Annotated in this window: 27 protein-coding genes; 17 read left to right on the top strand and 10 right to left on the bottom strand. The window is 68.8% G+C overall.

Annotation, left to right across the window (positions count from 1 at the left end):
- Window positions 1–121: 121 nt before the first annotated feature.
- The 4 genes from ABZ796_RS02495 to ABZ796_RS02480 form a co-directional block, all read right to left on the bottom strand.
- A complete protein-coding gene (locus ABZ796_RS02495; RefSeq protein WP_357334359.1) occupies window positions 122–1,372 on the bottom strand; it encodes a GTP-binding protein in 1,251 nt (416 codons plus the stop codon).
- Window positions 1,372–2,286, bottom strand: a complete 915-nt coding sequence (gene cysD / locus ABZ796_RS02490; protein WP_357334357.1) for a sulfate adenylyltransferase subunit CysD — start codon at window positions 2,284–2,286, stop codon at window positions 1,372–1,374. Before cysD ends, ABZ796_RS02495 begins: the two co-directional genes overlap by 1 nt.
- A 155-nt stretch (window positions 2,287–2,441) precedes the next feature.
- Window positions 2,442–3,290 (bottom strand): HipA N-terminal domain-containing protein, encoded by an 849-nt coding sequence (locus tag ABZ796_RS02485; RefSeq protein WP_357334355.1) that lies wholly within the window; start codon window positions 3,288–3,290, stop codon window positions 2,442–2,444.
- Window positions 3,290–3,568, bottom strand: coding sequence for a helix-turn-helix transcriptional regulator (locus ABZ796_RS02480; protein ID WP_357334353.1), 279 nt, complete (start codon window positions 3,566–3,568; stop codon window positions 3,290–3,292). The genes ABZ796_RS02485 and ABZ796_RS02480 overlap by 1 nt, the downstream gene beginning before the upstream one ends.
- Before the next feature lie 89 nt (window positions 3,569–3,657).
- Between ABZ796_RS02480 and ABZ796_RS02475 the strand changes: the two genes are divergently transcribed.
- Together ABZ796_RS02475 and ABZ796_RS02470 are read left to right on the top strand one after the other, a co-directional pair.
- A complete protein-coding gene (locus ABZ796_RS02475) occupies window positions 3,658–4,824 on the top strand; it encodes a nucleotide sugar dehydrogenase (protein ID WP_357334351.1) in 1,167 nt (388 codons plus the stop codon).
- Between the two features lie 139 nt (window positions 4,825–4,963).
- Complete coding sequence (locus ABZ796_RS02470; RefSeq protein ID WP_350842104.1) at window positions 4,964–5,341, top strand: phosphomannose isomerase type II C-terminal cupin domain; 378 nt, start codon at window positions 4,964–4,966, stop codon at window positions 5,339–5,341.
- Between the two features lie 4 nt (window positions 5,342–5,345).
- Here ABZ796_RS02470 and rfbA read toward each other — a convergent pair whose 3' ends face one another.
- The gene (gene rfbA, locus ABZ796_RS02465; RefSeq protein WP_357334349.1) at window positions 5,346–6,230 is read right to left on the bottom strand and encodes a glucose-1-phosphate thymidylyltransferase RfbA; all 885 of its coding nucleotides are present in this window, start codon (window positions 6,228–6,230) and stop codon (window positions 5,346–5,348) included.
- Between the two features lie 94 nt (window positions 6,231–6,324).
- Here rfbA and rfbB point away from each other — a divergent pair, with 94 nt between their 5' ends.
- On the top strand, window positions 6,325–7,323 hold the full coding sequence (rfbB, locus tag ABZ796_RS02460) for a dTDP-glucose 4,6-dehydratase (protein WP_357334347.1): 999 nt from the start codon (window positions 6,325–6,327) through the stop codon (window positions 7,321–7,323).
- 6 nt (window positions 7,324–7,329) lie between these two features.
- Window positions 7,330–8,712 carry a bifunctional dTDP-4-dehydrorhamnose 3,5-epimerase family protein/NAD(P)-dependent oxidoreductase gene (locus ABZ796_RS02455; protein ID WP_357334346.1) on the top strand — a complete coding sequence of 461 codons (1,383 nt, stop codon included), beginning with the start codon at window positions 7,330–7,332 and terminating at the stop codon, window positions 8,710–8,712.
- Between the two features lie 103 nt (window positions 8,713–8,815).
- Here the strand turns inward: ABZ796_RS02455 and ABZ796_RS02450 are convergent, their stop codons facing one another.
- Window positions 8,816–9,751 carry a sulfite exporter TauE/SafE family protein gene (locus ABZ796_RS02450; protein WP_357334344.1) on the bottom strand — a complete coding sequence of 312 codons (936 nt, stop codon included), beginning with the start codon at window positions 9,749–9,751 and terminating at the stop codon, window positions 8,816–8,818.
- A 28-nt stretch (window positions 9,752–9,779) separates the two neighbouring features.
- Here ABZ796_RS02450 and ABZ796_RS02445 point away from each other — a divergent pair, with 28 nt between their 5' ends.
- The 3 genes from ABZ796_RS02445 to ABZ796_RS02435 all read left to right on the top strand — a co-directional run bounded on the left by ABZ796_RS02445 (window position 9,780) and on the right by ABZ796_RS02435 (window position 11,862).
- Window positions 9,780–10,736: an asparaginase gene (locus tag ABZ796_RS02445; RefSeq protein WP_357334342.1), complete on the top strand. Its 957-nt coding sequence runs from the start codon at window positions 9,780–9,782 to the stop codon at window positions 10,734–10,736.
- A 141-nt stretch (window positions 10,737–10,877) separates the two neighbouring features.
- Complete coding sequence (locus tag ABZ796_RS02440) at window positions 10,878–11,318, top strand: helix-turn-helix transcriptional regulator (protein WP_357334340.1); 441 nt, start codon at window positions 10,878–10,880, stop codon at window positions 11,316–11,318.
- Window positions 11,296–11,862, top strand: coding sequence for a hypothetical protein (locus ABZ796_RS02435; RefSeq protein WP_357334338.1), 567 nt, complete (start codon window positions 11,296–11,298; stop codon window positions 11,860–11,862). The genes ABZ796_RS02440 and ABZ796_RS02435 overlap by 23 nt, the downstream gene beginning before the upstream one ends.
- A gap of 227 nt (window positions 11,863–12,089) precedes the next feature.
- On the opposite strand, the gene galE is transcribed toward ABZ796_RS02435, so the two are convergent.
- Complete coding sequence (gene galE / locus ABZ796_RS02430; RefSeq protein WP_357334337.1) at window positions 12,090–13,067, bottom strand: UDP-glucose 4-epimerase GalE; 978 nt, start codon at window positions 13,065–13,067, stop codon at window positions 12,090–12,092.
- Between the two features lie 43 nt (window positions 13,068–13,110).
- On the opposite strand from galE, the gene ABZ796_RS02425 reads away from it, so the two are divergent.
- From ABZ796_RS02425 to ABZ796_RS02410, 4 genes are all read left to right on the top strand, one after another.
- Window positions 13,111–13,791 carry a dihydrofolate reductase family protein gene (locus tag ABZ796_RS02425; RefSeq protein ID WP_357334335.1) on the top strand — a complete coding sequence of 227 codons (681 nt, stop codon included), beginning with the start codon at window positions 13,111–13,113 and terminating at the stop codon, window positions 13,789–13,791.
- A 97-nt stretch (window positions 13,792–13,888) separates the two neighbouring features.
- The gene (locus ABZ796_RS02420; RefSeq protein ID WP_357334334.1) at window positions 13,889–14,803 is read left to right on the top strand and encodes a sugar ABC transporter permease; all 915 of its coding nucleotides are present in this window, start codon (window positions 13,889–13,891) and stop codon (window positions 14,801–14,803) included.
- On the top strand, window positions 14,800–15,693 hold the full coding sequence (locus ABZ796_RS02415) for a carbohydrate ABC transporter permease (protein ID WP_357334332.1): 894 nt from the start codon (window positions 14,800–14,802) through the stop codon (window positions 15,691–15,693). The genes ABZ796_RS02420 and ABZ796_RS02415 overlap by 4 nt, the downstream gene beginning before the upstream one ends.
- 32 nt (window positions 15,694–15,725) lie before the next feature.
- Complete coding sequence (locus ABZ796_RS02410; protein ID WP_357334330.1) at window positions 15,726–17,102, top strand: ABC transporter substrate-binding protein; 1,377 nt, start codon at window positions 15,726–15,728, stop codon at window positions 17,100–17,102.
- A gap of 84 nt (window positions 17,103–17,186) precedes the next feature.
- Here the strand turns inward: ABZ796_RS02410 and ABZ796_RS02405 are convergent, their stop codons facing one another.
- The gene (locus ABZ796_RS02405; protein ID WP_357334328.1) at window positions 17,187–17,945 is read right to left on the bottom strand and encodes an enoyl-CoA hydratase-related protein; all 759 of its coding nucleotides are present in this window, start codon (window positions 17,943–17,945) and stop codon (window positions 17,187–17,189) included.
- Window positions 17,946–17,972: 27 nt separating this feature from the next.
- Window positions 17,973–18,623: a TetR/AcrR family transcriptional regulator gene (locus tag ABZ796_RS02400; protein WP_357334326.1), complete on the bottom strand. Its 651-nt coding sequence runs from the start codon at window positions 18,621–18,623 to the stop codon at window positions 17,973–17,975.
- A 108-nt stretch (window positions 18,624–18,731) separates the two neighbouring features.
- Between ABZ796_RS02400 and ABZ796_RS02395 the strand changes: the two genes are divergently transcribed.
- The 6 genes from ABZ796_RS02395 to ABZ796_RS02370 are packed head-to-tail and all read left to right on the top strand — an operon-like array spanning window position 18,732 to window position 25,237.
- On the top strand, window positions 18,732–20,354 hold the full coding sequence (locus ABZ796_RS02395) for an AMP-binding protein (RefSeq protein ID WP_357334324.1): 1,623 nt from the start codon (window positions 18,732–18,734) through the stop codon (window positions 20,352–20,354).
- A complete protein-coding gene (locus tag ABZ796_RS02390) occupies window positions 20,351–21,577 on the top strand; it encodes an acyl-CoA dehydrogenase family protein (RefSeq protein WP_357334323.1) in 1,227 nt (408 codons plus the stop codon). Before ABZ796_RS02395 ends, ABZ796_RS02390 begins: the two co-directional genes overlap by 4 nt.
- On the top strand, window positions 21,574–22,680 hold the full coding sequence (locus ABZ796_RS02385) for a phosphotransferase family protein (protein ID WP_357334321.1): 1,107 nt from the start codon (window positions 21,574–21,576) through the stop codon (window positions 22,678–22,680). Before ABZ796_RS02390 ends, ABZ796_RS02385 begins: the two co-directional genes overlap by 4 nt.
- Before the next feature lie 52 nt (window positions 22,681–22,732).
- Window positions 22,733–24,040, top strand: a complete 1,308-nt coding sequence (locus ABZ796_RS02380) for an MFS transporter (protein ID WP_357334319.1) — start codon at window positions 22,733–22,735, stop codon at window positions 24,038–24,040.
- A 52-nt stretch (window positions 24,041–24,092) separates the two neighbouring features.
- Window positions 24,093–24,857 (top strand): DinB family protein, encoded by a 765-nt coding sequence (locus ABZ796_RS02375; RefSeq protein ID WP_357334317.1) that lies wholly within the window; start codon window positions 24,093–24,095, stop codon window positions 24,855–24,857.
- A gap of 29 nt (window positions 24,858–24,886) precedes the next feature.
- Complete coding sequence (locus ABZ796_RS02370; RefSeq protein ID WP_357334316.1) at window positions 24,887–25,237, top strand: YrdB family protein; 351 nt, start codon at window positions 24,887–24,889, stop codon at window positions 25,235–25,237.
- On the opposite strand, the gene ABZ796_RS02365 is transcribed toward ABZ796_RS02370, so the two are convergent.
- Window positions 25,185–25,919, bottom strand: coding sequence for a helical backbone metal receptor (locus ABZ796_RS02365; RefSeq protein WP_357334314.1), 735 nt, complete (start codon window positions 25,917–25,919; stop codon window positions 25,185–25,187). The genes ABZ796_RS02370 and ABZ796_RS02365 overlap by 53 nt on opposite strands.
- Window positions 25,920–25,923: the final 4 nt, after the last annotated feature.

Raw genomic sequence — 25,923 nt, 5'->3', positions numbered from 1 at the left:
GATCACCTGGTGAGGTCAGTTGAGATGGCCGCGGCGTCTGCCAACGCCGAGTCGGCGCAATCCGGTCCTCGCTACGCTCCGGTCCGTTTGCGCCGACTCGGCGTCGGCTGAACGCTTCGACTCAGTCGTTGATCATGCCCGCGCCGACGGTGACGCCGGTCGCCTCGTCGATGAGGATGAAGGAGCCGGTGGTGCGGTTCTTCGAGTAGGGGTCGCACAGCAGCGGCTTGGTGGTGCGCAGCTGGACGCGGCCGATCTCGTTGAGGCCGAGCTCCTTGGTCTCCAGATCGCGGTGCAGCGAGTTGACGTCCAGGCGGTACTGGATGTCCTTGACCAGCGCTCGCGCCGAGTTGGAGGTGTGCTTGATGGCCAGCTTCTGCCGCGGGCGCAGCGGAGCGTTGGTCATCCAGCAGATCATCGCGTCGATGTCCTGGCTCGGCTCGGGGGCGTTCTTGACCCTCGAGATCATGTCACCGCGGCTCACGTCGACGTCGTCCTCGAGCCGGACGGTCACCGACATCGGCGGGAACGCCTCGGGGATCTCCTGGTCGAACAGGTCGATTCCGGCGATCTTGCTGGTCATCCCGGAGGGAAGCACCATCACCTCGTCGCCCGGCTTGAGTACGCCACCGGCGACCTGGCCCGCGTAGCCGCGGTAGTCGTGGTGGTCGTCGGACTTCGGCCGGATGACGTACTGCACCGGAAGGCGCACGTCGACCAGGTCGCGGTCGGAGGCGACGTGGACGTGCTCGAGGTGGTGGATCAGCGTCGGGCCGGAGTACCACGACATCTTCTCGGAGCGCTGGACCACGTTGTCGCCCTGGAGCGCCGAGATCGGGATGACCTCGAGGTCCGGGATGTTGAGCTTGGTCGCGAACGCGGTGAACTCGGCCGAGATCTTGTTGTAGACCTCCTGGGAGTAGTCCACGAGGTCCATCTTGTTGATGCACAGGACCAGGTGGGGCACTCGCAGCAGCGAGAGCAGCACCGCGTGACGGCGCGACTGCTCGGTCAGGCCGTGACGGGCGTCGACGAGCACCAGGCCGAGGTCGGCGGTGGAGGCACCGGTGACCATGTTGCGCGTGTACTGCACGTGGCCCGGGGTGTCGGCGATGATGAACTTGCGGTTGGGCGTCGCGAAGTAGCGGTAGGCCACGTCGATGGTGATGCCCTGCTCGCGCTCGGAGCGCAGCCCGTCGGTCAGCAGCGAGAGGTCGACGTAGCCGTGGCCCTTGTCCTGCGAGGTCTTCTCGACCGATTCGAGCTGGTCGGTGAAGATCGACTTCGAGTCGAACAGCAGCCGCCCGATGAGAGTGGACTTGCCGTCGTCGACCGAGCCGGCGGTGGCGAACCGCAGAAGGTCCATGTCCATCAGAAGTAACCTTCCTTCTTGCGGTCCTCCATGGCGGCCTCGGAGAACCGGTCGTCACCGCGGGTCGCGCCACGCTCGGTGACCCGGGCGGCGGCGACCTCCTCGATGATCTCGGGGATCGTGGATGCGGTCGACTCGACGCAGCCGGTCAGCGTCATGTCGCCGCAGGTGCGGTAGCGGACCGTACGCTCGGTGACGACCTCGCCCTCGCGCAGCGGGTTGAGCGGGGTCTCGGTCAGCAGCATGCCGTCGCGCTCGAAGACGCGACGCTGGTGGGCGAAGTAGACCTGCGGGATCTCGATGCCCTCGCGGCCGATGTAGTCCCAGATGTCCAGCTCGGTCCAGTTGGAGATCGGGAAGACCCGCATGTGCTCGCCTTCGTGCAGGCGGCCGTTGTACAGCGACCAGAGCTCGGGGCGCTGGTTCTTCGGGTCCCACTGGCCGAACTCGTCGCGGTGGGAGTAGACGCGCTCCTTGGCGCGGGCCTTCTCCTCGTCGCGGCGGCCGCCACCGAAGGCGGCGGTGAAGCCGTTCTCCTCGATCGCGTTCAGCAGCGTGGGGGTCTGGAGCCGGTTGCGCGAGGTCTTGCCGTCGTCGACGACGATGCCGCGCGCGATGGCGTCATCGATGCTCGCGATCACCAGGCGTACGCCCAGACGGCTGACCCAGCGGTCACGGGTCTCGGCGACCTCGGGGAAGTCGAGGCCGTTGTCGATCTGGAGGACCGGGAACGGGATCTTGGCAGGGAAGAAAGCCTTCTCCGCAAGTCGCAGCATCACGATGCTGTCCTTGCCGCCCGAGAACATCAGGACAGGCTTCTCGAACTCTGCCGCGGCCTCGCGGAAGATGTGGATCGACTCGGCTTCCAGCTGGTCGAGCTGGCTGAGCCGGTAGTCGGCGTGTGTTGCAGTCATTACGGAACCAGAGGACCTCTCCGTCAGGTTGAGGCGCCCATGCTAGTGGCGGCTTCCACGGCACGGCGAAATGTCCCATCCCCGCGTGGGCTGGAATCCGAGTGTACGCAGCAGCGGGGTGTCGTCCGGTCGCACCACCCGCACGGTGAGATGCCTCAACGCCGCGGCGCCACCACGGCACGGCCCCCGGCCAGCAGGAAGGCGATCCCCTCGACGTCCTCGGCCGGTTCCCGGGCCAGCCCGAGGCGCAGGAACAGATCGCGTACGCCGCCGCGGTCGACGTCCTCGCCCGGCCGAAGTCCCAGCGCCTGGCGGATCGTCTCGGCGTGGATGCGCCGGCCGCCGAGCCGGTCCCAGCGCTCCGCGACCAGCGCCGGCTGCGCGCCGAAGGTCACCAGCTCGGTGCGGGCGGCGGGGATCCCGGCGGCGCGGGCCCGGTCCAGGTCCGCGATCCTCGCCGACGCCTCCTCGGGCGTCGTCGGCCGCAGGATGTGCGTCGAGGGATGCTCGTACGTCGGCCAGAACCACGTCCCCGAGACCCTCCGCAGCGCGAACTTCCCCTGGTGACCACCGAGGGAGAACCGAGGACGGGCGCGCTGGTCGAGCCACGAGGTGGGTTGGTTGCGCAGCGCCGCGAGCCGCGTCGCGATCTCGGGCAGCGGCACCTCGACGGGATGCGGCGCCCGGCGCCAGGGCAGGTCGGGGTCGGCCGAGAGCGAGACCGCGCCGGCGAGATCGTCGCCGTAGGAGGCGAGCAGCGTCATCGGCTCGGTGTCCGGCAGCCCTCGCTCGCGCGCCCAGCGGCGGCGTACGTCCTCGCGGGCCGGGAGCAGGTTGTCCAGCCAGGCGCGGGCGGCTCCCGGGAGAGCCGGGCCGGTGCGGGGGAGGGAGAGCGAGATCGGTGTCGGGCCGGCAGTCTCGGCGTAGGTGAAGTCGATCCGGTCACCGACCTGGCGGAAGGTGCCCATCCGACGGCGGCCGGCGAAGGCGTGAAGCTCGCGCATCAGAGGCAGTGGGCGAGGACGGCGTCGAGGTCGACGTCCTCCAGGGGCGGGGCGATCGGGGAGAGCTGCGTGGGCGCGAGATAGACGTCGAGGACCTCCAACAGCGCGAGCGCCTTGCCCAGCTCGGCACGCGGATGGCCGGACTCGACGTCGACCACGAACCGCCGGCCCACGCCGGCGCGGTGCGCCAGGTCCTCCTGGGTGAGGCCGGCGCGCCGCCTGGCTGTCCGCACGGCCGACCCGAAGGCGGCCGGTGAGGTCAGGTACGGCGACGGCACGGTGAACACTCTACGCGATGTTCCCGTACGGGAACATCGCGTGCCGAAAGTGGCTGTGGCCGGCTCGAACCGGTGCTTACAGTCCGACCATGAAGATCACCGTTGTCGGCGTGGGCTACGTCGGGATGTCGCTCGCCGTCCTGCTCGCCCAGAAGCACGACGTCGTCGTCCTGGACATCTCCCAGGAGCGGGTCGACCTGGTCAACGCGGCCAGGACCCCGATCGAGGATGCCGAGATCACCAGCTTCCTGGCCACCAAGGAGCTCGGTCTGCGCGCGACCCTCGACAAGGAGGACGCCTACGCCGGTGCGGCGTACGTCATCGTCGCCACCCCGACGAACTACGACGAGGCCTCGAACTACTTCGACACCTCCACCGTCGACGGCGTGATCGCCGACGCGGTGACCTACGCGCCGGAGGCTGCGATCGTGGTGAAGTCGACCATCCCGGTCGGCTACATCACGGCCAAGCGACAGCAGCACCCCGACGCGACGCTCTTCTTCAGCCCCGAGTTCCTCCGCGAGGGCAAGGCGCTCCACGACAACCTCCACCCCTCCCGCATCGTCGTCGGCGACGACTCCGCGGCCGCGAAGGGCTTCGCCGAGCTGCTGCTCGAGGGCTCCCGCGAGCCGGACGTGCCCGTGCTGATGGTCGGCGCCACCGAGGCCGAGGCGATCAAGCTGTTCGCCAACACCTACCTGGCGCTGCGGGTCGCCTACTTCAACGAGCTGGACACCTACGCCGCCACCCACGGCCTCAACACGACCCAGATCATCGAGGGCGTCGGCCTGGACCCCCGGATCGGCTCCCACTACAACAACCCGAGCTTCGGCTACGGCGGCTACTGCCTGCCGAAGGACACCAAGCAGCTGCAGGCCAACTACCAAGACGTCCCGCAGAACCTCATCTCGGCGATCGTCGAGGCCAACACCACGCGCAAGGACTTCGTCGCCACCGACATCCTGCGGCGCGAGCCGAAGGTGGTCGGCGTCTACCGGCTGATCATGAAGTCCGGCTCGGACAACTTCCGCGAGTCCTCGATCCAGGGCGTGATGAAGCGGATCAAGGCCAAGGGCGTCGAGGTGATCATCTTCGAGCCCGAGCTCGACGAGTCGGAGTTCTTCCACTCCGAGATCATCAAGGACCTCGAGGAGTTCAAGCAGCGGGCCGACGTGATCATCGCCAACCGGCGCACCGACGTGCTCGCCGATGTCGCCGACAAGGTCTACACGCGCGACATCTACGGCCGCGACTGAGCCGCTGCGTCAAGAGATCTGCTCCCGTGGGCGACCTGCGGGTAACGGACCGGTGAACATCGGCTCTCGATGAACCGCGCGTGGAAACGTACAGTTATGGTCGCGTCTTCTGTTCAGTGTCTAGGAATGAGGCAACATCATGGCTGGTGACTCCGAGACCCGCCCCTGGGGTTCGTGGCACGTCATCGACATCGGTCCGGGCTACAAGGTCAAGCGGATCGAGGTGCTGCCCAACAGCCGCCTCTCCTACCAGACCCACACCCACCGTTCCGAGCACTGGGTCGTCATCTACGGCAAGGCGACCTGCATCATCGACGGCGTGACCACCATCGCCGGCCCGGGTGAGTCCGTCGACGTCGCCGTCGGCCAGGCCCACCGGATCTGCAACGAGACCGACGAGCCGCTCTCGATCATCGAGGTCCAGCGCGGTGGCTACACCGGCGAGGACGACATCGTCCGGCTCGAGGACGACTTCGGCCGCGCGGAGGCCGAGCAGAAGGTGGCCGCGGAGGCCTGAGCCGCTAGGCCAGCAGCCCGAGCAGATACTTCCCGTAGCCGCTCTTCAGCAGCGGCTGGGCGAGCTCGGAGAGCTCCTCGTCGGAGAGCCAGCCCTGGCGCCAGGCGACCTCTTCGGGGGCGCCGATCTTGGTGCCCTGGCGGTGCTCGATGGCGCGGATGAAGTTGGCGGCCTCGTTGAGGTCCTCGAGGGTGCCGGTGTCGAGCCAGGCGGTGCCCCGGGGGAGCACCTCGACCGAGAGGGTGCCGGCCTCGAGGTAGATCCGGTTGAGGTCGGTGATCTCGAGCTCGCCGCGCGCGGACGGCTTCAGGTTGCGGGCGTGCCCGATGACCGAGCTGTCGTAGAAGTAGAGGCCGGGGACGGCGTACGGGCTCTTGGGTGTCGAAGGCTTCTCCTCGAGGGAGATCGCCTTGAAGGACTCGTCGAACTCGACGACGCCGTAGGCGCGCGGGTCTGCGACGCGGTAGCCGAAGACGGCGCCGCCGGTGATCGTCTTGAAGCGGGCCAGCTGGGTGCCGAGGCCGGGACCGTAGAAGATGTTGTCGCCCAGGACGAGGCCGACACAGTTGTCGTCCTCGCTTCCGCTCGCGTCAAGAAAGCCGACGTCGGCGCCGATCGTGAACGCCTGGGCCAGGCCGTCGGGGGAGGGCTGCTCGGCGTAGCTGATGTTGACGCCGAGATGGCTGCCGTCACCCAGGAGCCGGTGGAAGCCGGAGGCCTCGTGGGGCGTCGTGATCACCAGGATGTCCCGGATCCCGGCCAGCATCAGCGTGGTCAGCGGGTAGTAGATCATCGGCTTGTCGTAGATCGGCATCAGCTGCTTGCTGATCGCGAGCGTGATCGGGTGCAGACGTGAGCCGGTGCCGCCGGCCAGGATGATCCCCTTCATGGTCACTTGATCCTACGGATGTTCACCCGACGTTCTAGGTAACCCGCCGGGACTCGGCGACCACAGGGTGGTGAATTCTGCCTACGATGAACCGGTGAGACGGATTCTTGTGACCGGTGGGGCCGGGTTCATCGGCTCCAACTTCGTGCACCACCTCGTGGCCAACACCGACGCGTACGTGACGGTGCTCGACAAGCTGACCTATGCGTCCTCGGAGGCATCGCTCGCGGGGCTCCCCGAGGACCGGGTGAAGCTCGTGGTCGGCGACATCGCGGACGCCGCGGTCGTCGAGCCGCTGGTGGCGGAGTCGGACGCCGTGGTGCACTACGCGGCCGAGTCGCACAACGACAACTCGCTCTCCGACCCGGCGCCGTTCGTCCAAACCAACATCGTCGGCACCTTCGTGCTGCTCGAGGCGGTCCGTCGTCACGATGTGAGGTTCCACCACGTCTCGACCGACGAGGTCTACGGCGACCTCGACCTTGACGACCCGAAGCGGTTCACCGAGGACACCCCGTACCAGCCGTCCTCGCCCTACTCGGCCACCAAGGCCGGCTCCGACCACCTCGTCCGTGCCTGGGTGCGCTCCTTCGGCGTACGCGCGACGATCTCCAACTGCTCCAACAACTACGGCCCCTGGCAGCACGTCGAGAAGTTCATCCCGCGCCAGATCACCGAGGTGATCGAGGGGCGCCGCCCGCGCGTCTACGGCGACGGGCTCAACGTACGCGACTGGATCCACACCGACGACCACTCCTCGGCGGTCTGGACGATCCTGGAAAAGGGCCGGATCGGGGAGACCTACCTGATCGGTGCCGACGGCGAGAAGTCCAACGTCGACGTCGTCCGCGCGATCCTGCGCCACTTCGGTAAGCCCGAGGACGCCATCGAGTGGGTCACCGACCGTGCCGGCCACGACCGTCGCTACGCCATCGAGTCCGGCAAGCTGCGCACCGAGCTGGGCTGGGAGCCGAAGTACCAGGACTTCGACAAGGGCCTGGCCGCGACGATCGCCTGGTACCAGGAGAACGAGGCCTGGTGGTCGCCGCTCAAGCACGAGACCGAAGCCAAGTACGCCGCGAAGGGGCAGTGATCCGCGGTGACTGAGCTTCGCGTCGACGAGACGCCGATCCCAGGTCTGCTGGTCGTCCACCTTCCCGTGCACGGCGATGCCCGCGGCTGGTTCAAGGAGAACTGGCAGCGCGCGAAGATGACTGCGCTCGGGCTGCCCGACTTCGGGCCGGTGCAGAACAACATGTCCTTCAACGCCTCCCGGGGCGCGACCCGGGGCATCCACACCGAGCCGTGGGACAAGTTCGTCTCCGTCGCGGCTGGGCGGGTGTTCGCGGCGTGGGTCGACATGCGCGAGGGTTCGTCGTTCGGGACGACCTTCTCGGTCGAGATCGGTCCGGAGACCGCGGTCTTCGTACCGCGCGGGGTCGGCAACTCCTACCAGGCGCTGGAGGACCGCACGGTCTACTCCTACCTGGTCAACGACCACTGGCGTCCCGGGTTCGCCTACCCGGCGCTCAATCTCGCCGACGAGACCGCCGCGATCGCGTGGCCGATCCCGCTGGAGTCCGCGGAGATCTCCGAGAAGGACAAGGCCAACCCACGCCTTGCCGAGATCACCCCGATGAAGCCGAAGAAGACCCTGATCATCGGCGCGAACGGCCAGCTCGGCCGGGCCCTCGTGTCGGTCTTTCCGGAGGCGGACGCCGTCGACCTCGACGAGCTCGACATCTCCGACGAGAAGGCGGTCGCGGCCTGGCCGTGGCCTGACTACCAGCTCATCCTCAACGCCGCCGCCTACACCGCCGTCGACGTCGCCGAGACCGCCGACGGCCGGCGCACCGCCTGGGCCGCCAACGCGACGGCTCCCGCGCTGCTCGCTCGGGCCGCGACCGAGCACCGGCTGACCCTGGTGCACTACTCGACCGAGTACGTCTTCGACGGCACCGCCACCGAGCACACCGAGGACGAGCCGGTCTCGCCGCTCGGCGTCTACGCGCAGTCCAAGGCCGCTGGCGACATCGCCGTCGCCGGCACCGCCCGCCACTACATCCTGCGCACGTCCTGGGTCGTCGGAGACGGCAAGAACTTCGTACGCACCATGGCGGCTCTCGCCGAGAAGGGCGTCTCGCCCACCGTGGTCGACGACCAGATCGGCCGGCTCACCTTCACCGACACGCTCGCCGCGGCCACCGCTCACCTGCTGCGGTCCGGGGCTGCGTACGGGGTCTACAACTGCACCAACGCCGGGGAGCCGTGCTCGTGGCGCGACATCGCCGCCGAGGTGTTCTCGCTGTCGGGTCGTGACCGGGCCGATGTGGGCGCCACGTCCACCGAGGCCTACTTCGCGGGCAAGGAGGGCGTCGCGCCGCGACCGCTCAACTCGGTGATGTCCCTCGACAAGATCACTGCCACCGGCTTCGAGCCCGAGGACCACCTGGACGCGCTGCGCCGCTACCTCAAGGCCTGACGCCGAGTCGGCTCGTCTTGACCGAGTTCTTCGTCGAGTCGGCTCGTTATAACGAGCCGACTCGGTGACGGAGCTCGTCAAGACGAGCCGACTCGGCGGGGGGCTACTTCTCGGAGCGCTCCGGCACCCGCCAGGCGGCGGCGTTGTTGTCGAAGGCGTCCAGGCCGCGCGACTGGCGGATGAAGCCCCACAGGAGCGGGCCGAGGAGCAGCATCGCGCCGCCGAGGAGGAGCAGGAAGGTGGCGTCGGCGCCGAGCATCTTGGCGCCCGAGAGCGTCAGCATGATGACGATGCCACGCCGGATGACCGACTGGGAGACCCAGCGCGCCATCCGAGAACCGAGGAACGTGCCCGGCGTGCCGCCGAGGATGAGCGGGATCAGCACCGCCCAGTCGACGCCGTGGTTGAGCACCTGGCCGATCGCGGCGGCCAGGACGAGCGGCACCGCCTGGAGCAGGTCGGTGCCGACCAGCTTGACCGCGGACAGCGTCGGGTAGACCAGCAGCAGCGCGATCATGATGACCGAGCCGGAGCCGACCGAGGTGATGCCGACCAGGAGGCCGCCGAGCGCGCCGATGACGATGGTGAGCAGCGGCTTCAGGCGGGGATCGTCCTCGGGTGCCTCGTTGCCGGCGGCGACCTGGCGCAGCTGAAGGTACATCCGGAACATGTAGGATGCCGCCGCGAACAGCAGGGCCCCGCCGAGGACGAGCTTGAGGAAGTGGTCGGTGTCGCCCGGTGCCAGCTTGTGGACGAAGGTGCCGAGGAACGCGAACGGGACCGAGCCGATGATCAGGTAGGTCGCCAGCCGGATGTTGGGCGAGCCGTGACGCCAGTGGACGGCGGCTCCGACCGACTTGTTGACCGAGGCGGCGACGAGGTCGTTGGCGACCGCGGTCGTCGGGGGCACCCCGAGGAAGATCAGCGCCGGCGTCATCAGGGCGCCACCGCCCATGCCAGTCAGCCCGACGACGATGCCGATACCGAAGCTGACCACGAGCACGCTGAACGCGTCTTGGGTGAGGAGGTCGGCGAACACGGGGCAACTCTCACATAGTCTCGCCCCCATGCCAGCACCCGTGCCGTTCGCCGAGATCATCCGCTCCGACTTCGTCGAGGGACACCACTACGGGTCCGTCGTCTCCCTGGCGGCCGACGGCACCGTGAGCTGGTCGCTCGGTGACGTCGAATCCCCGATCCTGCCGCGCTCCTCCAACAAGCCGGTCCAGGCCCTCGCCATGGTGATCCTCGGTCTCGACCTGCCACCCGACCTGCTCGCCCTCGCCTGCGCCTCCCACTCGGGCGAGGCGTTCCACCAGGAAGGCGTACGCCGCATCCTCGCCACCGTCGGCCTGGACGAGTCCGCGCTCGGCAACATCGAGGACTACCCGTTCGGTGTCGAGGCGCGGGAGGAGGCTCTTCGTCGCGGCGAGCCGAAGACCAGGCTGGCGATGAACTGCTCCGGCAAGCACGCCGCGATGCTCGCCACCTGCGTCGCGGCCGGCTGGCCGCTGGAGGGTTACCTGGACCCGAAGCACCCGCTCCAGGAGGGGATCCAGGAGGTGCTCGAGGCGTGCACCGGCGAGGCTGCGTATGCCACCGTCGACGGCTGCGGGGCACCGGCCCTGTCCACCTCGCTGACCGGGTTGGCGCGGGCGTTCTCGACGATCGGGGCGGCGCTCGACGGCCCGGCCGCGCGGGTCGCCGAGGCGATCCGGTCCCACCCCGAGTACGTCTCGGGCACGACGCGCGACGAGGTCGCGCTGCACCGGGCCGTACCCGGTCTGATCGGCAAGCTGGGTGCCGAGGCGGTCTACGCCGTCGCGCTTCCCGACGGCCGCGCCTGGGCGCTGAAGGCCGACGACGGTGGAGACCGGGTGCGAGCTGTGGTGATGGCCGCCGCGCTGCTGCGGGACGGGGTCGGCGACCTGGACGGGGTCGACGCCGACGCTCTGCGGGCGACCGGGGAAGCGCCGATCCTCGGCGGCGGGCGCCGGGTGGGGGAGGTCCGCGCGCTCCTGTGAGTTGCTAGCGGCCCGCTAGCGAGGCTGCACTCCCTGTTTCAGGCATGTTTCCCCCGGTTGATGAAGCAACTAGTGGGTGATGTGTGTCACTTCGGTTGCCCAGGACTTGTGATTGCTAGCAATTGTTAGCATGCTGGACGCATGGTCAAGAGCAAGGTCACGAGTGCGGTCGGCACGCTCGGCGAGTATCTGAAGGAACAGAGGATCTCGGCCGAGATGTCTCTGCGTCAGCTGGCCGACCAAGCAGGTGTGTCCAACCCTTACCTCAGCCAGATCGAGCGCGGTCTGCGCAAGCCATCGGCTGAGGTCCTCCAGCAGATCGCCAAGGCGCTGCGTATCTCCGCGGAGCAGGTCTATGTCCGTGCCGGGATCCTCAGCCCCGACTCCAACGTCGGAGGGTCGGTGGAGCTCGCCGTGCTCGCCGACCCGAGCCTGACCGAGCGGCAGAAGCACTCGCTGCTCGACGTCTATCACTCGTTCCTTGCTCTCAACAGTCGTGTCACCGACGATGCGCCGGCCGCCGATGAAACCGCTGAACCACATCACGAGGAGAACCCAGATGCCCACGCTGCCCAAGATTGAGACCACCAAGCCGCTCAACGCCGTCGCCGGCGTCGCCGACCTCGCCTACGAGACCGTCAAGAGCTACGCCACCGACCTGCAGAAGAAGGTCGACGACTACCGCTCCGAGGCGACCACCAAGCTGACCGACGCCCGCACCAAGGCGACCGAGAAGGCCACCGCCTACCGGACCCAGGCGACCGAGAAGGCGACCGCTGCCAAGTCCACCGTGAGCGGCTTCGACCCGAAGGCCCTCCCGGCCCTGGCCAAGGAGCAGTACACGGTCCTTCCCGAGAAGCTGAAGACCACCGTCAAGGCCAAGCTCGACGAGACCACCGACTCCGCCACCGGCACCTACGACAAGCTCGCCACCCGCGGTGAGACCTTTGTCGCGAAGCTCAAGAAGGCCGAGGCCGCTGAGGCCCCGGTCGCGGCTCCCAAGGCGGAGGCCCCGAAGGCCGAGGCCCCCAAGGCCGAGGCCGCTCCGGCCGAGGCCGCTCCGGCCGAGAAGCCGGCTCCCGCCAAGAAGGCCCCGGCCAAGAAGACGGCCGCCAAGAAGGCCTGATCCTGGCCCTGAACGCCCGACGGCTCACCGAGGTAACTCGGTGAGCCGTCGCTTATTTCGTGGAGTTCCACGAGGAGAGCGGGCGCTGACCGAGTTACCTCGGTGAGCATCCGCCCGGAGGTCAGCCCCGGGTCGGCGTTGACCGAGTTACCTCGGTGAGCATCCGCCCCGAGGTCAGCCCGGGGTGGGCGTTGACCGAGTTACCTCGGTGAGCATCCGCCCCGAGGTCAGCGCGGGTAGTCGGCACCCGCGGCCTGGCGGGCCTCCCAGGCGGTGGCGACCATGGAACGCAGGTCGTGGCGCATCTCCCAGTCGAGGTCGCGTCGGGCGAGCTCGCCGGTGGCGACGATGCGGGCGGGGTCGCCGGGGCGACGCGGCTTGATGACCGGCTCGAAGTCGATGCCGGTCACCTCGCGGATCGCGTCCATGATCTGTCGCACGGAGGAGCCGTCGCCCGAGCCCAGGTTGTAGACCGGCTCGAGGTCCTTGCCCTCGGCGAGGCGCTTGGCGGCGACGACGTGGGAGTGGGCGAGGTCGGCGACGTGCACGTAGTCACGTACGCAGGTGCCGTCGGGGGTCGGGTAGTCGTCGCCGTTGATCTGCGGGATCTTGCCCTTGGCCAGCGCGTCGAAGACGAGCGGGAAGAGGTTGTGCGGGCTGGTGTCGTAGAGGTCCTTGCTTCCGGAGCCGACGACGTTGAAGTAGCGCAGGCTGGTGTGCGCGAGCCCCTCGGCACGCGCCACGTCGGCGATCAGCCACTCGCCGATCAGCTTCGACTCGCCGTAGGGGCTCTCCGGGTTGGTCGGCGTGGTCTCGGTGACCAGGTCGACGTCGGGGGTGCCGAAGGTCGCGGCGGAGGAGGAGAAGACCAGCTTGTCGACACCGGTGTCCGTCATCGCCTCGAGGAGGTTGGCGGTGCCGGTGACGTTCTGCGCGTACGTGTGCAGCGGCCGCTGCACCGACACGCCCGCGTACTTGAAGCCGGCGAGGTGGATGACCCCTTCGACGCCGTGGTCGGTGATCGTCTGCTCGATCGCGGACTTGTCCAGCAGCGTCGCCTCGACGAAGGCGACGTTGTCGGGCACGAACTTCGCGAAACCCGAGGACAGGTCGTCGATGACGACCGGCTCGATGCTCGCGTCGAGCAGTGCCTGCACGACGTGCGATCCGATGTAGCCCGCGCCTCCGGTAACCAACCAACTCATGCGACGAAGATAGCGGGGTGCCCCGACCGGTTAGGTTTGCGGGGTGAGGCTCTTGCACGGTGACGGCGACCCGACGACCCCCGAAGGCCTGCGTGCCATCTACGCCCCGCCCCGCCTGCCGTGGCTGCGGGCCAACATGGTCAGCTCCCTGGATGGCGCGGCGACCGGCTCCGACGGCCGTTCCGGCACGGTCAACAACGCCATCGACGTCGACGTCTTCCACGTCCTGCGCGATCTCGCCGACGCCGTCCTGGTCGGCGCGGGCACGGCCATCGCCGAGACGTACACCGCCAAGGGGGAGGGGGCGCCGATCGTCGTCGTCTCCCGCCGCGGCCGGGTCCCCGACGAGCTCCGCGGCCGCGAGCCCGGCGCGGTCCGGCTCGCCACGGTGGCCGAGGCGCCCGGCCTGGAGGCCGCGCGTGACGAGCTCGGGGAGGAGTACGTCTATGCCACCGCCACCTCCGAGGTCGACCTGTCGGCGCTCCTCGACCGGCTGCACGAGGAGGGCATGCGGCATCTGCTCTGCGAGGGCGGCCCGAGCCTCCTCGGCTCGCTGCTCGAGGCAGGCGTGGTCGACGAGCTCTGTCATACGATCACGCCCAAGCTCCTCGCCGGCGACGGCCGGCGGATCGTGACCGGGCCACCCACCGACGTACCGGTGTCCTTGGGGTCCCTCATCGAGCAGGACGGCACGCTGCTCGGACGATGGCTCGTAACCACCTGATGTTCACGGTCAGTTTCCGATAACGAAATCTTGAGACCAAGAGTTTTACTCTTGACGGGGTCCGAACCAACCGCTTGACTCACCGATCGTGCCAGGTATGACGGCCGTCACGACCAAGCGACCACGTCAGGCACTCTCGGGAAGACGTCTGCGGGAGTGGCTGATCTTTCTGGCGTTCGTGGCCCCCAATGTCGCGCTGATCGTGGTCTTCACCTATCGACCGCTCTTCCAGAACATCTACTACTCGACGCTCAACTGGACGCTGGGCTCGAAGTTCGCGACCCCGGTCGGACTGGGCAACTACCGCGACTTCTTCACCTCCGGCGAGGCCAGCAAGGTGCTGAGCACGACGGCGATCTTCACCGTCGCGACCGTCGGCCTCACCCTCGCCCTGGGCCTCGGCGTCGCGCTGGCCCTCAACCGCAAGCTTCCGGGCGCGGGGTTCGCGCAGGCGACGGTCTTCGCGCCCTACATCCTGTCCGGCTACGGCGTCGGCCTCGCCTGGCTCTACATCTTCGACCCCAACATCGGCGCGCTCTCCGCGATCCTGCGCGATGTCGGCCTGAACAGCCCGGAGTGGATCAACTCGCCTCCGTGGACGCTGACGATGGTGATCATCGTCTACGTCTGGAAGAACCTCGGCTATGCCGCGGTCATCTACCTCGCCGGCCTGCAGGCGGTGCCGGGCGATGTGCTGGAGGCCGCCGACCTCGACGGCGCCGGCCCGGCGAGGCGGTTCTTCACGGTCACCCTGCCGCTGCTGTCGCCGACCACGTTCTTCCTGATGGTCACCACGATCCTCAACAGCCTGCAGGCCTTCGACCTGCTGATCGCGATGGACAAGCTCGGCCGCGGCGCCCGCACCCTGATCTTCGACGCGTACCTGACCGGCTTCAAGGAGCAGAGCCAGGCGGGCTACTCCGCGATGCTGTCCACGGTGCTCTTCGCGATCCTCGTGGTGCTCACGCTCGTCCAGTTGATCGTCGTGGAGAGGCGGGTCCACTACCGATGACCACTACGGCTTCCTCACGCAGCAGGGTGCGGCTGAGGTCGCAGACCGCCCCCTCTGGCCGGCTGCGGCTGACGCCGCTGACCGTACGCGACTACCTGGTGCTCCTGCTCGCGGCGCTCGTCGTCGTGCTGCCGCTGGGCTACATGATGCTGGCCTCCTTCAAGGGCCCCGGCGACCTGGCGACCACCGACCTGGTCGTCTTCCCCGAGGTCTGGCGGCCGGAGAACTACTCCGAGGCCGCGCAGAAGGTCCCCTTCGGGCGGCTCTTCCTCAACTCCGGCATCGTCACGGTCGTCGGCGCGGGGCTGAAGGTGCTGCTGGCGATCCTGACGGCGTACGGCCTGGTCTTCTGCGAGTTCCCCGGCAAGAAGTACGTCTTCTGGGGCGTGCTCGCCACGATGATGGTGCCGCCACAGGTCACCGCCCTGCCCAACTACGTCTTCATCAGCAGCCTCGGCGGCGAGAACACCTACTGGGGCCTCATCCTGCCGGGGCTCGGCACGGGCTTCGGTACGTTCCTGCTGCGCCAGGCATTCCTGCAGCTGCCCTACGAGGTGATCGAGGCGGCTCACCTCGACGGCGCCGGCCACTGGCGCAGACTGTGGCACTGCGTGGTGCCGATGTCGCTGCCGTCGATCGCGACCGTCGCCCTGGTCAGCGTGGTCTATGAGTGGAACGACTACCTGTGGCCGCTGATCATCATCACCGATCCCGAGATGATGACGTTGCCGCGAGGTCTGACGCTGCTGCAGAACAGCGAGTCCGCGGCCAGCTCGTTCGGCGTCCTGATGGCCGGCACGGTGATGGTGCTGCTGCCGATCCTCGCCGTCTTCGCGTTCCTGCAGCGTCACATCGTCAACGGCTTCACCCAAGGCGGCGTCAAAGGCTGACGTCTCGCCACACAACAGGGAAGGGATGCACCATGAACACTTCGTCCAACCTGCATCGCTCGGGTCTGATCCTGGACCGACGACGGTTCCTCGGCCTCAGCGCCCTGGGCATCTCCGCGGCGGCTCTCTCCGCCTGCGGTGGCGGGCCCTCGACCAGCGGCGGCGGTGGCGGCGCGAGCGCCGTCGAGCAGATCGACTTCAGCGGTGTGAAGCCGGCCAAGGAGGTCACCTTCTGGACCTCCAACCCGGGTGACTCGATCAAGGTCAGCACCGAGATCGTCAACGCCTTCAACGCCTCCCAGTCCGACATCACCGTCAAGCTCGTCACGGCCGGTGCCGACTACGAGGAGATCGCGCAGAAGTTCCAGACCGCCCAGACCGGTGGCGACCTGCCCGACATCATCAACCTGTCGGACGTGTGGTGGTTCCGCTACAAGATGAACGACCAGATCATCCCGCTCGACTCCCTCTTCGAGGCGCTCGAGTTCGACACCGACGACTACGTCGACTCGCTGCTGGGTGACTACCTCTACGACGACGCCCACTGGGCGGTTCCGTGGGCACGCTCGACGCCGCTCTTCTACTACAACAAGGACCACTGGAAGAAGGCCGGACTGTCCGACCAGGGCCCGCAGAGCTGGGAGGAGTTCGGTGACTGGACGACCAAGCTCGCCGACGCCAGCGGCGCGAAGTTCGCCTTCCAGTTCCCGGCCCTGGCGGGCTACGCCGGCTGGACCCTGCAGAACAACCTGTGGGGCTGGGGCAGCGGCTGGTCGAAGGAGGAGTCCTTCGACATCACCTGCAACTCGGCCGAGTCGGTCGAGGCGCTCTCCTTCCTCAAGGACTGGGTCTACCAGGACAAGGTCGCCGGGGTCGCCGGTGTCGACCAGATCCAGGACTTCGCCGCGGGCGTCGCCAGCGCCACCGTGGGCTCGACCGGTGACCTGATCAACGCGATCACCTCGGCGAAGTTCGACGTCGGTGTCGCCCCGCTCCCGGCGGGGCCGGCGGAGACCGAGAAGATCTGCCCGACCGGCGGCTCCGGCGTCGGCATCCCGAAGGACATCAGCCCCGAGCGGCAGCTCGCGGCCGGCACCTTCATCAAGTTCCTCACCGAGCCCGAGCAGGCGATCAAGTTCTCGGAGGCGACCGGCTACGTGCCGATCCGCAAGTCCGCCGATCCCGCGGCGATCCTGCAGAAGACCCCGCAGGCGCAGGTCGCGATCGACCAGCTCCCCAACACCCGCTCGCAGGACTACGCCCGCGTCTTCCTGCCCGGTGGAGACCTGGAGATGGCCAACCACATGGCCTCGATCCTCACCGAGAACAAGGACGTCCAGGCCGAGATGGACAGCCTGAAGACTGCCCTGGAGAAGATCTACACCGACCAGGTCAAGCCGCACATCTGATCCTGCCCCGGCAGGTGACGGGCAGCGCCCGGTGCTCCGAGCAATCGGTCACCGGGCGCTGCCGGGTCGCGCTCGGTCGGCGGGTCAGCGGAAGGCGGGTTTCTCCTTGGCGAGGAAGGCACGGACGCCCTCTTTGAAGTCCTCACCCGTGTAGACCTCCCGGAGAAGATCTTCGTCGCCGTCAGGAGCGGCCTCGACGCGTGTGGAGTAGTCCGCCAGCTGCGACTTGGTGGCCGCGAGAGTGACCGAGGAGAGCCCGAGCACGGAGTCGACGAGCGCGTTGACCTCCTGCTCGAGGGTCTCGGTGACGGCAGTGATCGCGCCGACGGAGTAGGCGCGCTCGGCTCCCACGAGGCGGGCCCCGAGGAGCATCTCCCGGGTGAGCGGCTCTCCGAAAACCGCTGCGCACCGGTAGACGATCGGTGCCGCGAGCGCGTTGCCGAGCGTCTTGGCGATGGGGTAGCCGAAGCGCGAGTGCGGCGTCGCGACACGCAGGTCGCAGTGCGTGGCAACAGCGAGGCCGCCACCGACGCAGACGCCGTCGACGGCGGCGATGGTGACCTGCGGCAGTGCGTACAGCTTGCCGAGAAGCTCTCGAATCCAATCCTCGTACGCCACGGCGTCCTGCTTCAGGAAGTCGGAGATCTCGTTGCCGGCAGCGAAGGCGCGGCCGCCGGCCCCTTGCAGGACCAAGACCTTCACCGACGTGTCCGAGGCCAGCTCATCGCAGAGATCGTGCAGCCCGGCGTACATCGCCTGGGTGAACGCATTGTGCCGTTCGGGCCGCTCGAAGGTCACGTGGACGACACCGGGGCGCCGCTCGATGCGCAGATTCTCAGTCACGCCGCAGCAGCATAGTCGCGGCTCGTCTCACCTCGCCGCGACGTCCATCGGGGCACCGACGGTCATCCGCGTCATGATGACGTACCTGGTGGCGAGGTCGGCGGGCGAGAGCTCGCCACGGGGCCGATACCACTGGGCGACGCCCGTGCACATCGTAACGACCGCGCGGCTCACGTCGCGGGGATACGGGGTGCTGAACACGCCCTGCTCGGTTCCGGTGACGACGACGTCGTCCATCAGACGCTGCTGGCGGTCGCGGGCGGCGATGTGCGTCTCGCGGGCGTCGGCCTGCAGGCTGCGGAGCTCGTTGGCCGCGATGAACGCGAGCTCGGGACGGTGGGCGTGGAAGAGGACCAGGCACTCGGTCAGCAGGTCCAGGCGGCGTACGACATCGTCTCCTGCTTGGGCGAGCGCGGATCGACTCCGCTCCCACAGGTCCGCCATCGCGGTCTCGCAGATGGCCACGAGAAGCGCCTGCTTCGACGCGTAGTGGTGGTAGAGGCCGGGTACGGAGAGTCCTGCTGCGGCGGCGAGCTGGCGAATGGTCGTGCCGTGGTAGCCGTGCTCGATGAACGTCATCAGCGCGGCGTCCAGGATCGGCGGCAGCGGTGGGTGGGAGAAATCCCGCCAGTCGCTGCCAGCCTCGCTGGTCTCGTTCACGGTCCCGCTCAGGCTCATCTGCGTTCCCCTTTCCCGATTGCGAACCATATCCCTCTTGACACCGTGCGTGACGCACACCACAGTAGCACCCGACCGAGCGATCGATCGGTCGGGAAGGAGAGATCCGTGCAGACCGAGAAAGCCCGCCCCGAGTCGAGGTCCGAGTCGTTGGTCGCGGCCTGGCGTGAGCGCGTTGCTGGCCGCCCGAACGGAGTGGCGCTCACCTACTTCGACGGTCGCCTCACCGCGGCCGAGATGGAGGAGGAGTCCGACGCGCTGGCCGTGGCCTTCGCGGGTCTCGGGACCGGGCGCGGTGACCGGGTGGGTGTCTACCTGCAGAACATCCCGCAGTACGCCGTCGTGCTGCTCGCTCTGTGGAAGCTCGGTGCGACGGCGCTGGTCCTGAACCCGATGTACCGGCGCCAGGAGCTGCGCCGACTGGTCGATGACGCCGAGGCGACAGGGTTCGTCTGTGCCGGCGAGGACGTCGCCGAGACGCTCGCGACGCTGGCGGGCAGCAGCGTGAGCTGGACGGTGAGCACCTCGCCGGCGGACTATCAGACCCGTAACGACCCCAGAGTCCTGCCCTCCGTCGGACGCGCTCCAGCTGCCCCCGACGGTGATCTGGTCGCACTGGTCGAGGAGTGCCGTGGCCTACGGCCCGCCGCGATCGACCTGACCCGCGACGACATCGCGCTGCTGACGTACACCTCCGGGACGACCGGTCCACCCAAGGGCGCGATGAACACGCACGGCAACCTGCTCGCCGTCACCTCGACGTACGCCCGCTGGACCGGCATCGAGCCCGGGGATGTCGTGTTCGGGATGGCGCCGCTGTTCCACATCACGGGCGCGGTCGTGAACGCCGCCGTCGCGCTGCTCTCGGACGCGACGTTGGCGCTGGCCGGCCGCTTCCACCCCGAGGTCGCCCTCGAGACATTCGCCGAGCAGGGCGTCACCTCCACGATCGGGTCGATCACGGCGTACAACGCCATCGCGGCGCTGCCGCAGGCGAGCGCCGAGCACTTCGCGACCGCCAAGCGGCTCTACTCCGGGGGAGCGCCCATCCCGCCGGCCACGGTGGAGCGATTCGAGGAGCGCTTCGGGCACTACATCCACAACGGGTACGGCATGACCGAGACCTCCTCGGCCGTGATCGCCGTGCCGCCCGGAGCGCGCGCTCCTGTGCACGGGCCGAGCGGCACCCTGTCCATCGGTGTGCCGCTGCCGGGGATGGAGGCCCGGGTGGTCGACGCCGACGGGAACCCGCTGGCGCCCGGAGAGCAGGGTGAGCTCGAGCTGGCCGGCCCACAGGTGGTGCCCGGCTACTGGCGCCGGCCGGAGGCCACCGAGCATGCGATGCCGCAGGGCCGGCTGCGCACCGGCGACGTCGCCATCATCGACGAGGACGGCTGGGTCTATCTGGTCGACCGGCTCAAGGACCAGATCAACGTCTCCGGCTACAAGGTCTGGCCGCGCGAGGTCGAGGACGCGCTCTACGAGCACGACTCGGTCCGCGAGGCAGCGGTCGTGGGTGAGCCTGACGAGTACCGCGGCGAGAGCGTGGTCGCCTACGTCTCGCTGGTGGCGGGCGCGCAGGTGACGCCCGAGGAGTTGATCGCGTTCGCCCGCGAGCGTCTGGCGGCGTACAAGGCGCCCCGCCGGGTTGTCGTCATCGACGAGCTGCCCAAGACCCAGACCGGGAAGATCCGTCGCAATGTCCTGCGTGACCAGGGAGGAACCCCATGAACGACGCCGCAGCTCTGCCCGCCGAGGTGGAGGACCTGCGCGTACGCACCCGCGCCTTCATCCGCGAGATCGTGATCCCGCGCGAGCCGGCGCCGGGCGAGCGGATGCCGCAAGACGTCCGTGACGAGCTGATGGCCGCGGCCCGCGAGGCCGCGGTGTTCGCGCCGCACGTCCCGGTCGAGTTCGGGGGCCAGGGTGTGCCGCTGCGGCACTGGTCGCCGATCTTCCAGGAGGCCGGCTACTCGCCGATCGGCCCCAGCGTCCTGAACTGTATGGCACCCGACGAGGGCAACGTGCACATGCTGGAGCTGATCGCGACCGAGGAGCAGAAGCGGCGCTACCTCGCTCCGTTGGCCGCCGGCGAGGTGCGGTCGTGCTTCGGCATGACCGAGCCGCACCCGGGCGCCGGGTCCGACCCGGCTGCGCTGCAGACCACCGTGGTTCGCCGCGGCGACCGCTGGGTGATCAACGGCCACAAGCGATTCATCTCCGGTGCGATCGGTGCCGCGTTCTGCATCGTCATGGCTCGCAACGAGGACGGTGGCGCGACCATGCTGCTGGTCGACATGGACAACCCGGGCATCCGTGTCGGGGAGCCCATCCACACGGTCGACCGCTACATCGACGGGGGACACCCGCACGTCTACCTCGAGGACTGCGAGGTCGGCGACGACGCAGTGCTCGGCGAGGTCGGGGAGGGCTTCCGTCACGCCCAGGTGCGGCTCGGGCCCGCGCGGCTCACGCACTGCATGCGCTGGCTGGGACTCGCCCGGCGCTCGCTCGACATCGCCCTCGACCGGGCGGAGACGCGCGAGGTCTTCGGGTCGCGGCTCAACGAGCTCGGGATCTCCCAGAACCTGATCGCCGAGTCGGTCATCGACCTCGAGACGTCCGACGCGATCATCACCAAGACCGCCGGCCTGCTGGAGAGCGATCCGCGGGCAGGGTCCGCGCTGTCCTCGATCGCCAAGGTGCACTGTTCCGAGGCGATCTACCGGGTCATCGACCGTGCCGTGCAGCTGACCGGCGGCGACGGGGTTTCCGACGGGCTGCCGCTCGCGCAGTACCTCAACGAGGTCCGCCCCTTCCGCATCTACGACGGCACCAACGAGACCCACAAGTGGGCGATCTCCCGTCGTGCCTCCGGGCACCGGCGCAAGGAGGTCGCGGCCGGGGAACCCTTCCGTGGCGAAGCGACCGTGCATGCCGAGGAGCCGGCGTGAGCGCCGTCATCGCGACGTGCGCCGAACCCGACGGCGTCGAGGTCGTGCAGCGCCACGAGGACGCCGTGTCGCTGCCGCACCCGCCGCTGCTGGTCCTCGACTCCGTGGCCGCGTTCCTGGACACGCACCACCTCGGTGAGGGACCGGTCGAGTGGCAGCGGATCGGCGACGGGCAGTCGAACGTGACGTACCTGCTCCGCCGTGGGGGCATCGAGATGGTCCTTCGGCGCGGGCCGCGGCCGCCGCTCCCGCGCTCGGCGCACGACATGGTCCGCGAGGCGCGGATCCAGCAGCTGCTCCGCCCCGAGGGTGTTCCGGTGCCGGAGATCCTCGCGGTCTGCGAGGACGAGTCCGTGCTCGGTGTGCCGTTCTACCTCATGGAGGCGCTGGACGGTGAGGTGCTCACCGACCGCGTGCCCGACGCGCTGAACGCCTCGGTCGAGCAGGTCGCCACCTGCCGCGCGCTGGTCGACACCCTCCTCCAGCTGCACGCCATCGACGTCGCCGGCGGCGAGCTGGCGAGACTCGGCCGCCCCGAGGGCTACCTCGAGCGCCAGGTACGCCGCTTCGCCGGTCTGTGGGAGGTCAACTCCCGGCGCAGTCTCCCCGAGGTCGGCGCCCTCGCGGGCTGGCTGGGGTCCAGGGTGCCGCGCACTCAGGGCACCGCGCTCGTCCACGGTGACTACCGGCTCGGCAACCTCATGCTGCACCGGAACGCGCCCGCTCGGGTGCTGGCCGTCCTGGACTGGGAGATGGCGACGCTGGGCGACCCCCTCGCTGACCTCGGCTATCTTACCGCCTCGTGGTCGGAACCGGGCGTTGCGGCCACGCCGCTCCACCTGACGCCGGTGACCGCCGGCCGCGGCTACGTCGCCTCGGCCGAGCTCGCCGAGCGGTACGCCGCAGGCACCGGCCTCGACCTGACCCCGCTGCCCTGGTACCAGGCGCTCGCCTTGTGGAAGGCCGCCATCTTCTGCGAGGCCATGTACACCCGTTGGCTCGCCGGCGAACGCCCCGGCGACGACTACGCCGCCGGTCTCGGGTCCGGCGTGCCGTTGCTGCTTGAGCGGGCCCAGGCGTACGCAGACCTGGCCAGCCGATGACGTTCCGCGCTGTTCGCAGCGCCGCCCCCAACCCCATCCCGAGGAGAGAACGGTGACCCACCAGACCGCCGGCACGACGCCGGCCCAGGCGACGAGCGGCACGCTCCGGTCCAAGCGCAAGTCCATGCTCGCCAGCAGCGTCGGCAACGTCATGGAGTGGTACGAGTGGAGCGCGTACGCCGTGTTCGCACCGTTCATCGCCGCTGCCATGTTCAACAACGCCGACCCGGTCTCGGCCCTGCTCTCGACGTTCGCCGTGTTCGCGGTCGGCTTCCTGATGCGGCCGCTCGGCGGCATCGTGTTCGGCCGGATCGCGGACCGCAAGGGCCGCAAGTTCGTCCTGGTCACGACCATGCTCACCATGGCGACGGGCAGCCTGGTCATCGGGCTGATGCCGACGTACTCCTCGATCGGGGTCGGCGCCTCCGCGATCCTGCTGCTCGCTCGCGTCGCGCAGGGGTTTGCCCATGGTGGTGAGTCGGCGACGGCGAACACCTATATCGCAGAGATCGCGCCGTCCGAGCGACGCGGTCTGTGGGGCAGCATCGTCTTCGCCGCGATCTTCGGCGGCTCGGTCGTGGCCTACACCGTCGGCGGTGTCGTCACCACCGTTCTCTCCGAGAGCGCCGTCGCCGCGTGGGGCTGGCGGATCCCCTTCCTGCTCGGTGCGCTGCTCGCGCTCGCGGCGCTGTGGCTGCGGCGCACGATGGACGAGAGCGATGTCTTCGAGTCCAGTGAGAAGGCGGACGCTGAGGTGGCGCCGTTGCCCCGCGGTCGGGTCGTCCGGGCGATCCTCCTCGTCGTCGCCATGACGTCCGGTATCACCGCCGCGCACTACACCTGGACGTCGTACGTCTCGACCTATGCCATCGGGCAGGGCATGGCTCCCAACACCGCCTACTGGGTGACCGTCGGCGCGCAGCTCTTCGGGCTGGCAGCGCTGCCGTTCTGGGGCAGGCTCTCTGACCGGATCGGGCGTCGGCCGGTCATGATCGGCTTCGCGGTCGTCATGACCGTGCTGCAGCTTCCGCTCACCGCGCTGATCGGGTCTGCCGGATGGACGCTGCTCGTCGCGTCGGGCATCGCCATCGTCGTGATCGCCGCGCCCGGGTCGATCCTGTCCTCGATCATGTCCGAGGCGTTCCCCACTCGGATCCGCACACAGGGGATCGGCTTCGCCTACTCGGTCTCCGTCGCCGTCTTCGGCGGGACCGCGCCCTACCTCAACCAGCTGTTCAACAACCTCGAGATCGGCTGGATGTCGAGCGGCTACATCATGATCCTCTGCGTGTGCACCGGCATCGCCGTGTTCCTCATGCGGGAGACCAAGGGCATCAGGTTGGAGGACGCCCACTGCTGAGCGCTGCCCGAATCCCGTTGACCTGCTGCTCGACAGGGCAGAGACTCGCCCCATGGTTGAGGAGCAGGTCGACGGGATCGAGCACATCGAGTCGGACCGGTTCCGCGACGCGCTGATCCGGCAGAGCGATCTCAGCGGCCTGGAGATCCGGGACTGCTGGTTCGAGGAGCGGGTGAAAATCGTCGACTGCTGGGGCCCCGAGGTCTATCTCGCCGGGGCCATCGGGCGGATCGTGGTCAACGACGTCGACGTGACGGCGTACGTCCAGGCCGAGCTCGATCGGGTCGAGCCCAACCGGGTCCTGGCCCGCGAGGCGCGGACCGCCGACGAGATCCGGGCGGCGTGGACGGCGATCGAGGAGACCTGGGCCGCGACTGTGTCCCGGGTGCGGGAGATGCCCGAGGAGCTGCACCGCCGGCGGGTCGACGACGAGTGGTCGTTCGTCGAGACCTTGCGGCACCTGCTCTACGCCAGCGACAAGTGGCTCGGCAACCCCGTCCTCGAGGAGGATGAGCCCTACCATCCGCTCGGCTTCGGCCCCGGCGGCGATCCTGACGGAGTTCAGGGACTCACCGTCGACGCCGACCCGTCCCTCGACGAGATCCTCGAGCCCCGCCTCGCCCGGATGGACACCATGCGGGCCTACGTCGCGACGGTCACTGATGCGGACCTCGACCGGCTCTGCACCCGCAAGCCGATCGGCAACGACCCCGAGGCCGACTACACCGTGCGCCGCTGTCTGAAGGTCGTGCTCGCGGAGGAGGCCGAGCACCACCGCTATGCCGCGCGTGACCTGGCCGTTCTCACGGCGGGCTGAGGCCGACGATGAAGGTGTTCGGATGGTCCGTGCTGACTCTGGTGTTCCTCGACGAGCTGCTGGCGATGGCTGCCTTCGGCGTATGGGGCTGGCAGCACGATCCGCGCTGGCTGCTGGTCTGGCTGCTGCCCCTGGTGGCGATGTTCGTCTGGTGGGCCTTCGCCTCGCCGAAGGCGCCTCGCGGTGGTCCCGTCGTCCGGCCGGTCGCCAAGGTGATCGTCTTCGGGCTCGCCTCGCTGGCGCTCTGGGAAGCCGGCCGGCCCGAATGGGCGCTCGCCCTGCTGGTCTTCTCGGTCGTCGTCAACGGCCTGGCTCAGCTGCCGGCGATCAGCCGGCTGCCCACCGATGCGCTTCGAGGAGACTCGGCCCGTACCAGGTGATCAGCCGGCCGCTGACCAGCTCGGTCGGCGTCCGCGCGAAGGCCTCCGGGCCGTCCTCGGTGGTGAAGACGTACGGCTCGTCCGGCAGCAGCACGACATCGGCCCCGGCCCCGTCGATCTTGGCCAGGTCGACGTGCGGATAGCGGTCCGCGTGCTCGCCGAAGACGTTCTCCCAGCCCAGCCGCCGCAGCAGGTCTCCGGTGAACGTCCGTGAGCCGACCACCATCCACGGGTCGCGCCAGATCGGCACCGCGACCCGGCGGCTGACCCGAGGGAGCGGCCCGCACCACAGCCGGCGGGCCTCCACGAGCCAGTCCGGGCGGTCCCAGCCGATGCCGTCGAGGAGGCTCTCCATGGACGCGACCGCTTGGGGGACCGTCTCGATGTCCGTGACCCAGACCTGGACGCCCCGATCCCGCAACCGGCGTACGTCCAGCTCCCGGTTCTCCTCCTTGTTGGCCACCACGACGTCCGGCGCCAGCGCCGCGATCGCGGCCAGATCGGGGTTCTTGGTGCCGCGTACCCGCGGCACGTCCAGGCCCACCGGGTGCGTGCACCAGTCCGTGGCGCCGACGACCTGGTCCGCCGCGACCGAGGCGAGCGCCTCGGTCAGCGACGGGACCAGCGAGACCACCCGTGTCGCTGGCCGCGGCCCGTCGTATCGAGTGCCTAGGTCGTCCATATCT

This window comes from Nocardioides sp. NPDC047086 (assembly GCF_040643685.1).
Lineage (GTDB): Bacteria > Actinomycetota > Actinomycetes > Propionibacteriales > Nocardioidaceae > Nocardioides.
This window is presented reverse-complemented; position numbering and strand designations above follow the sequence as displayed.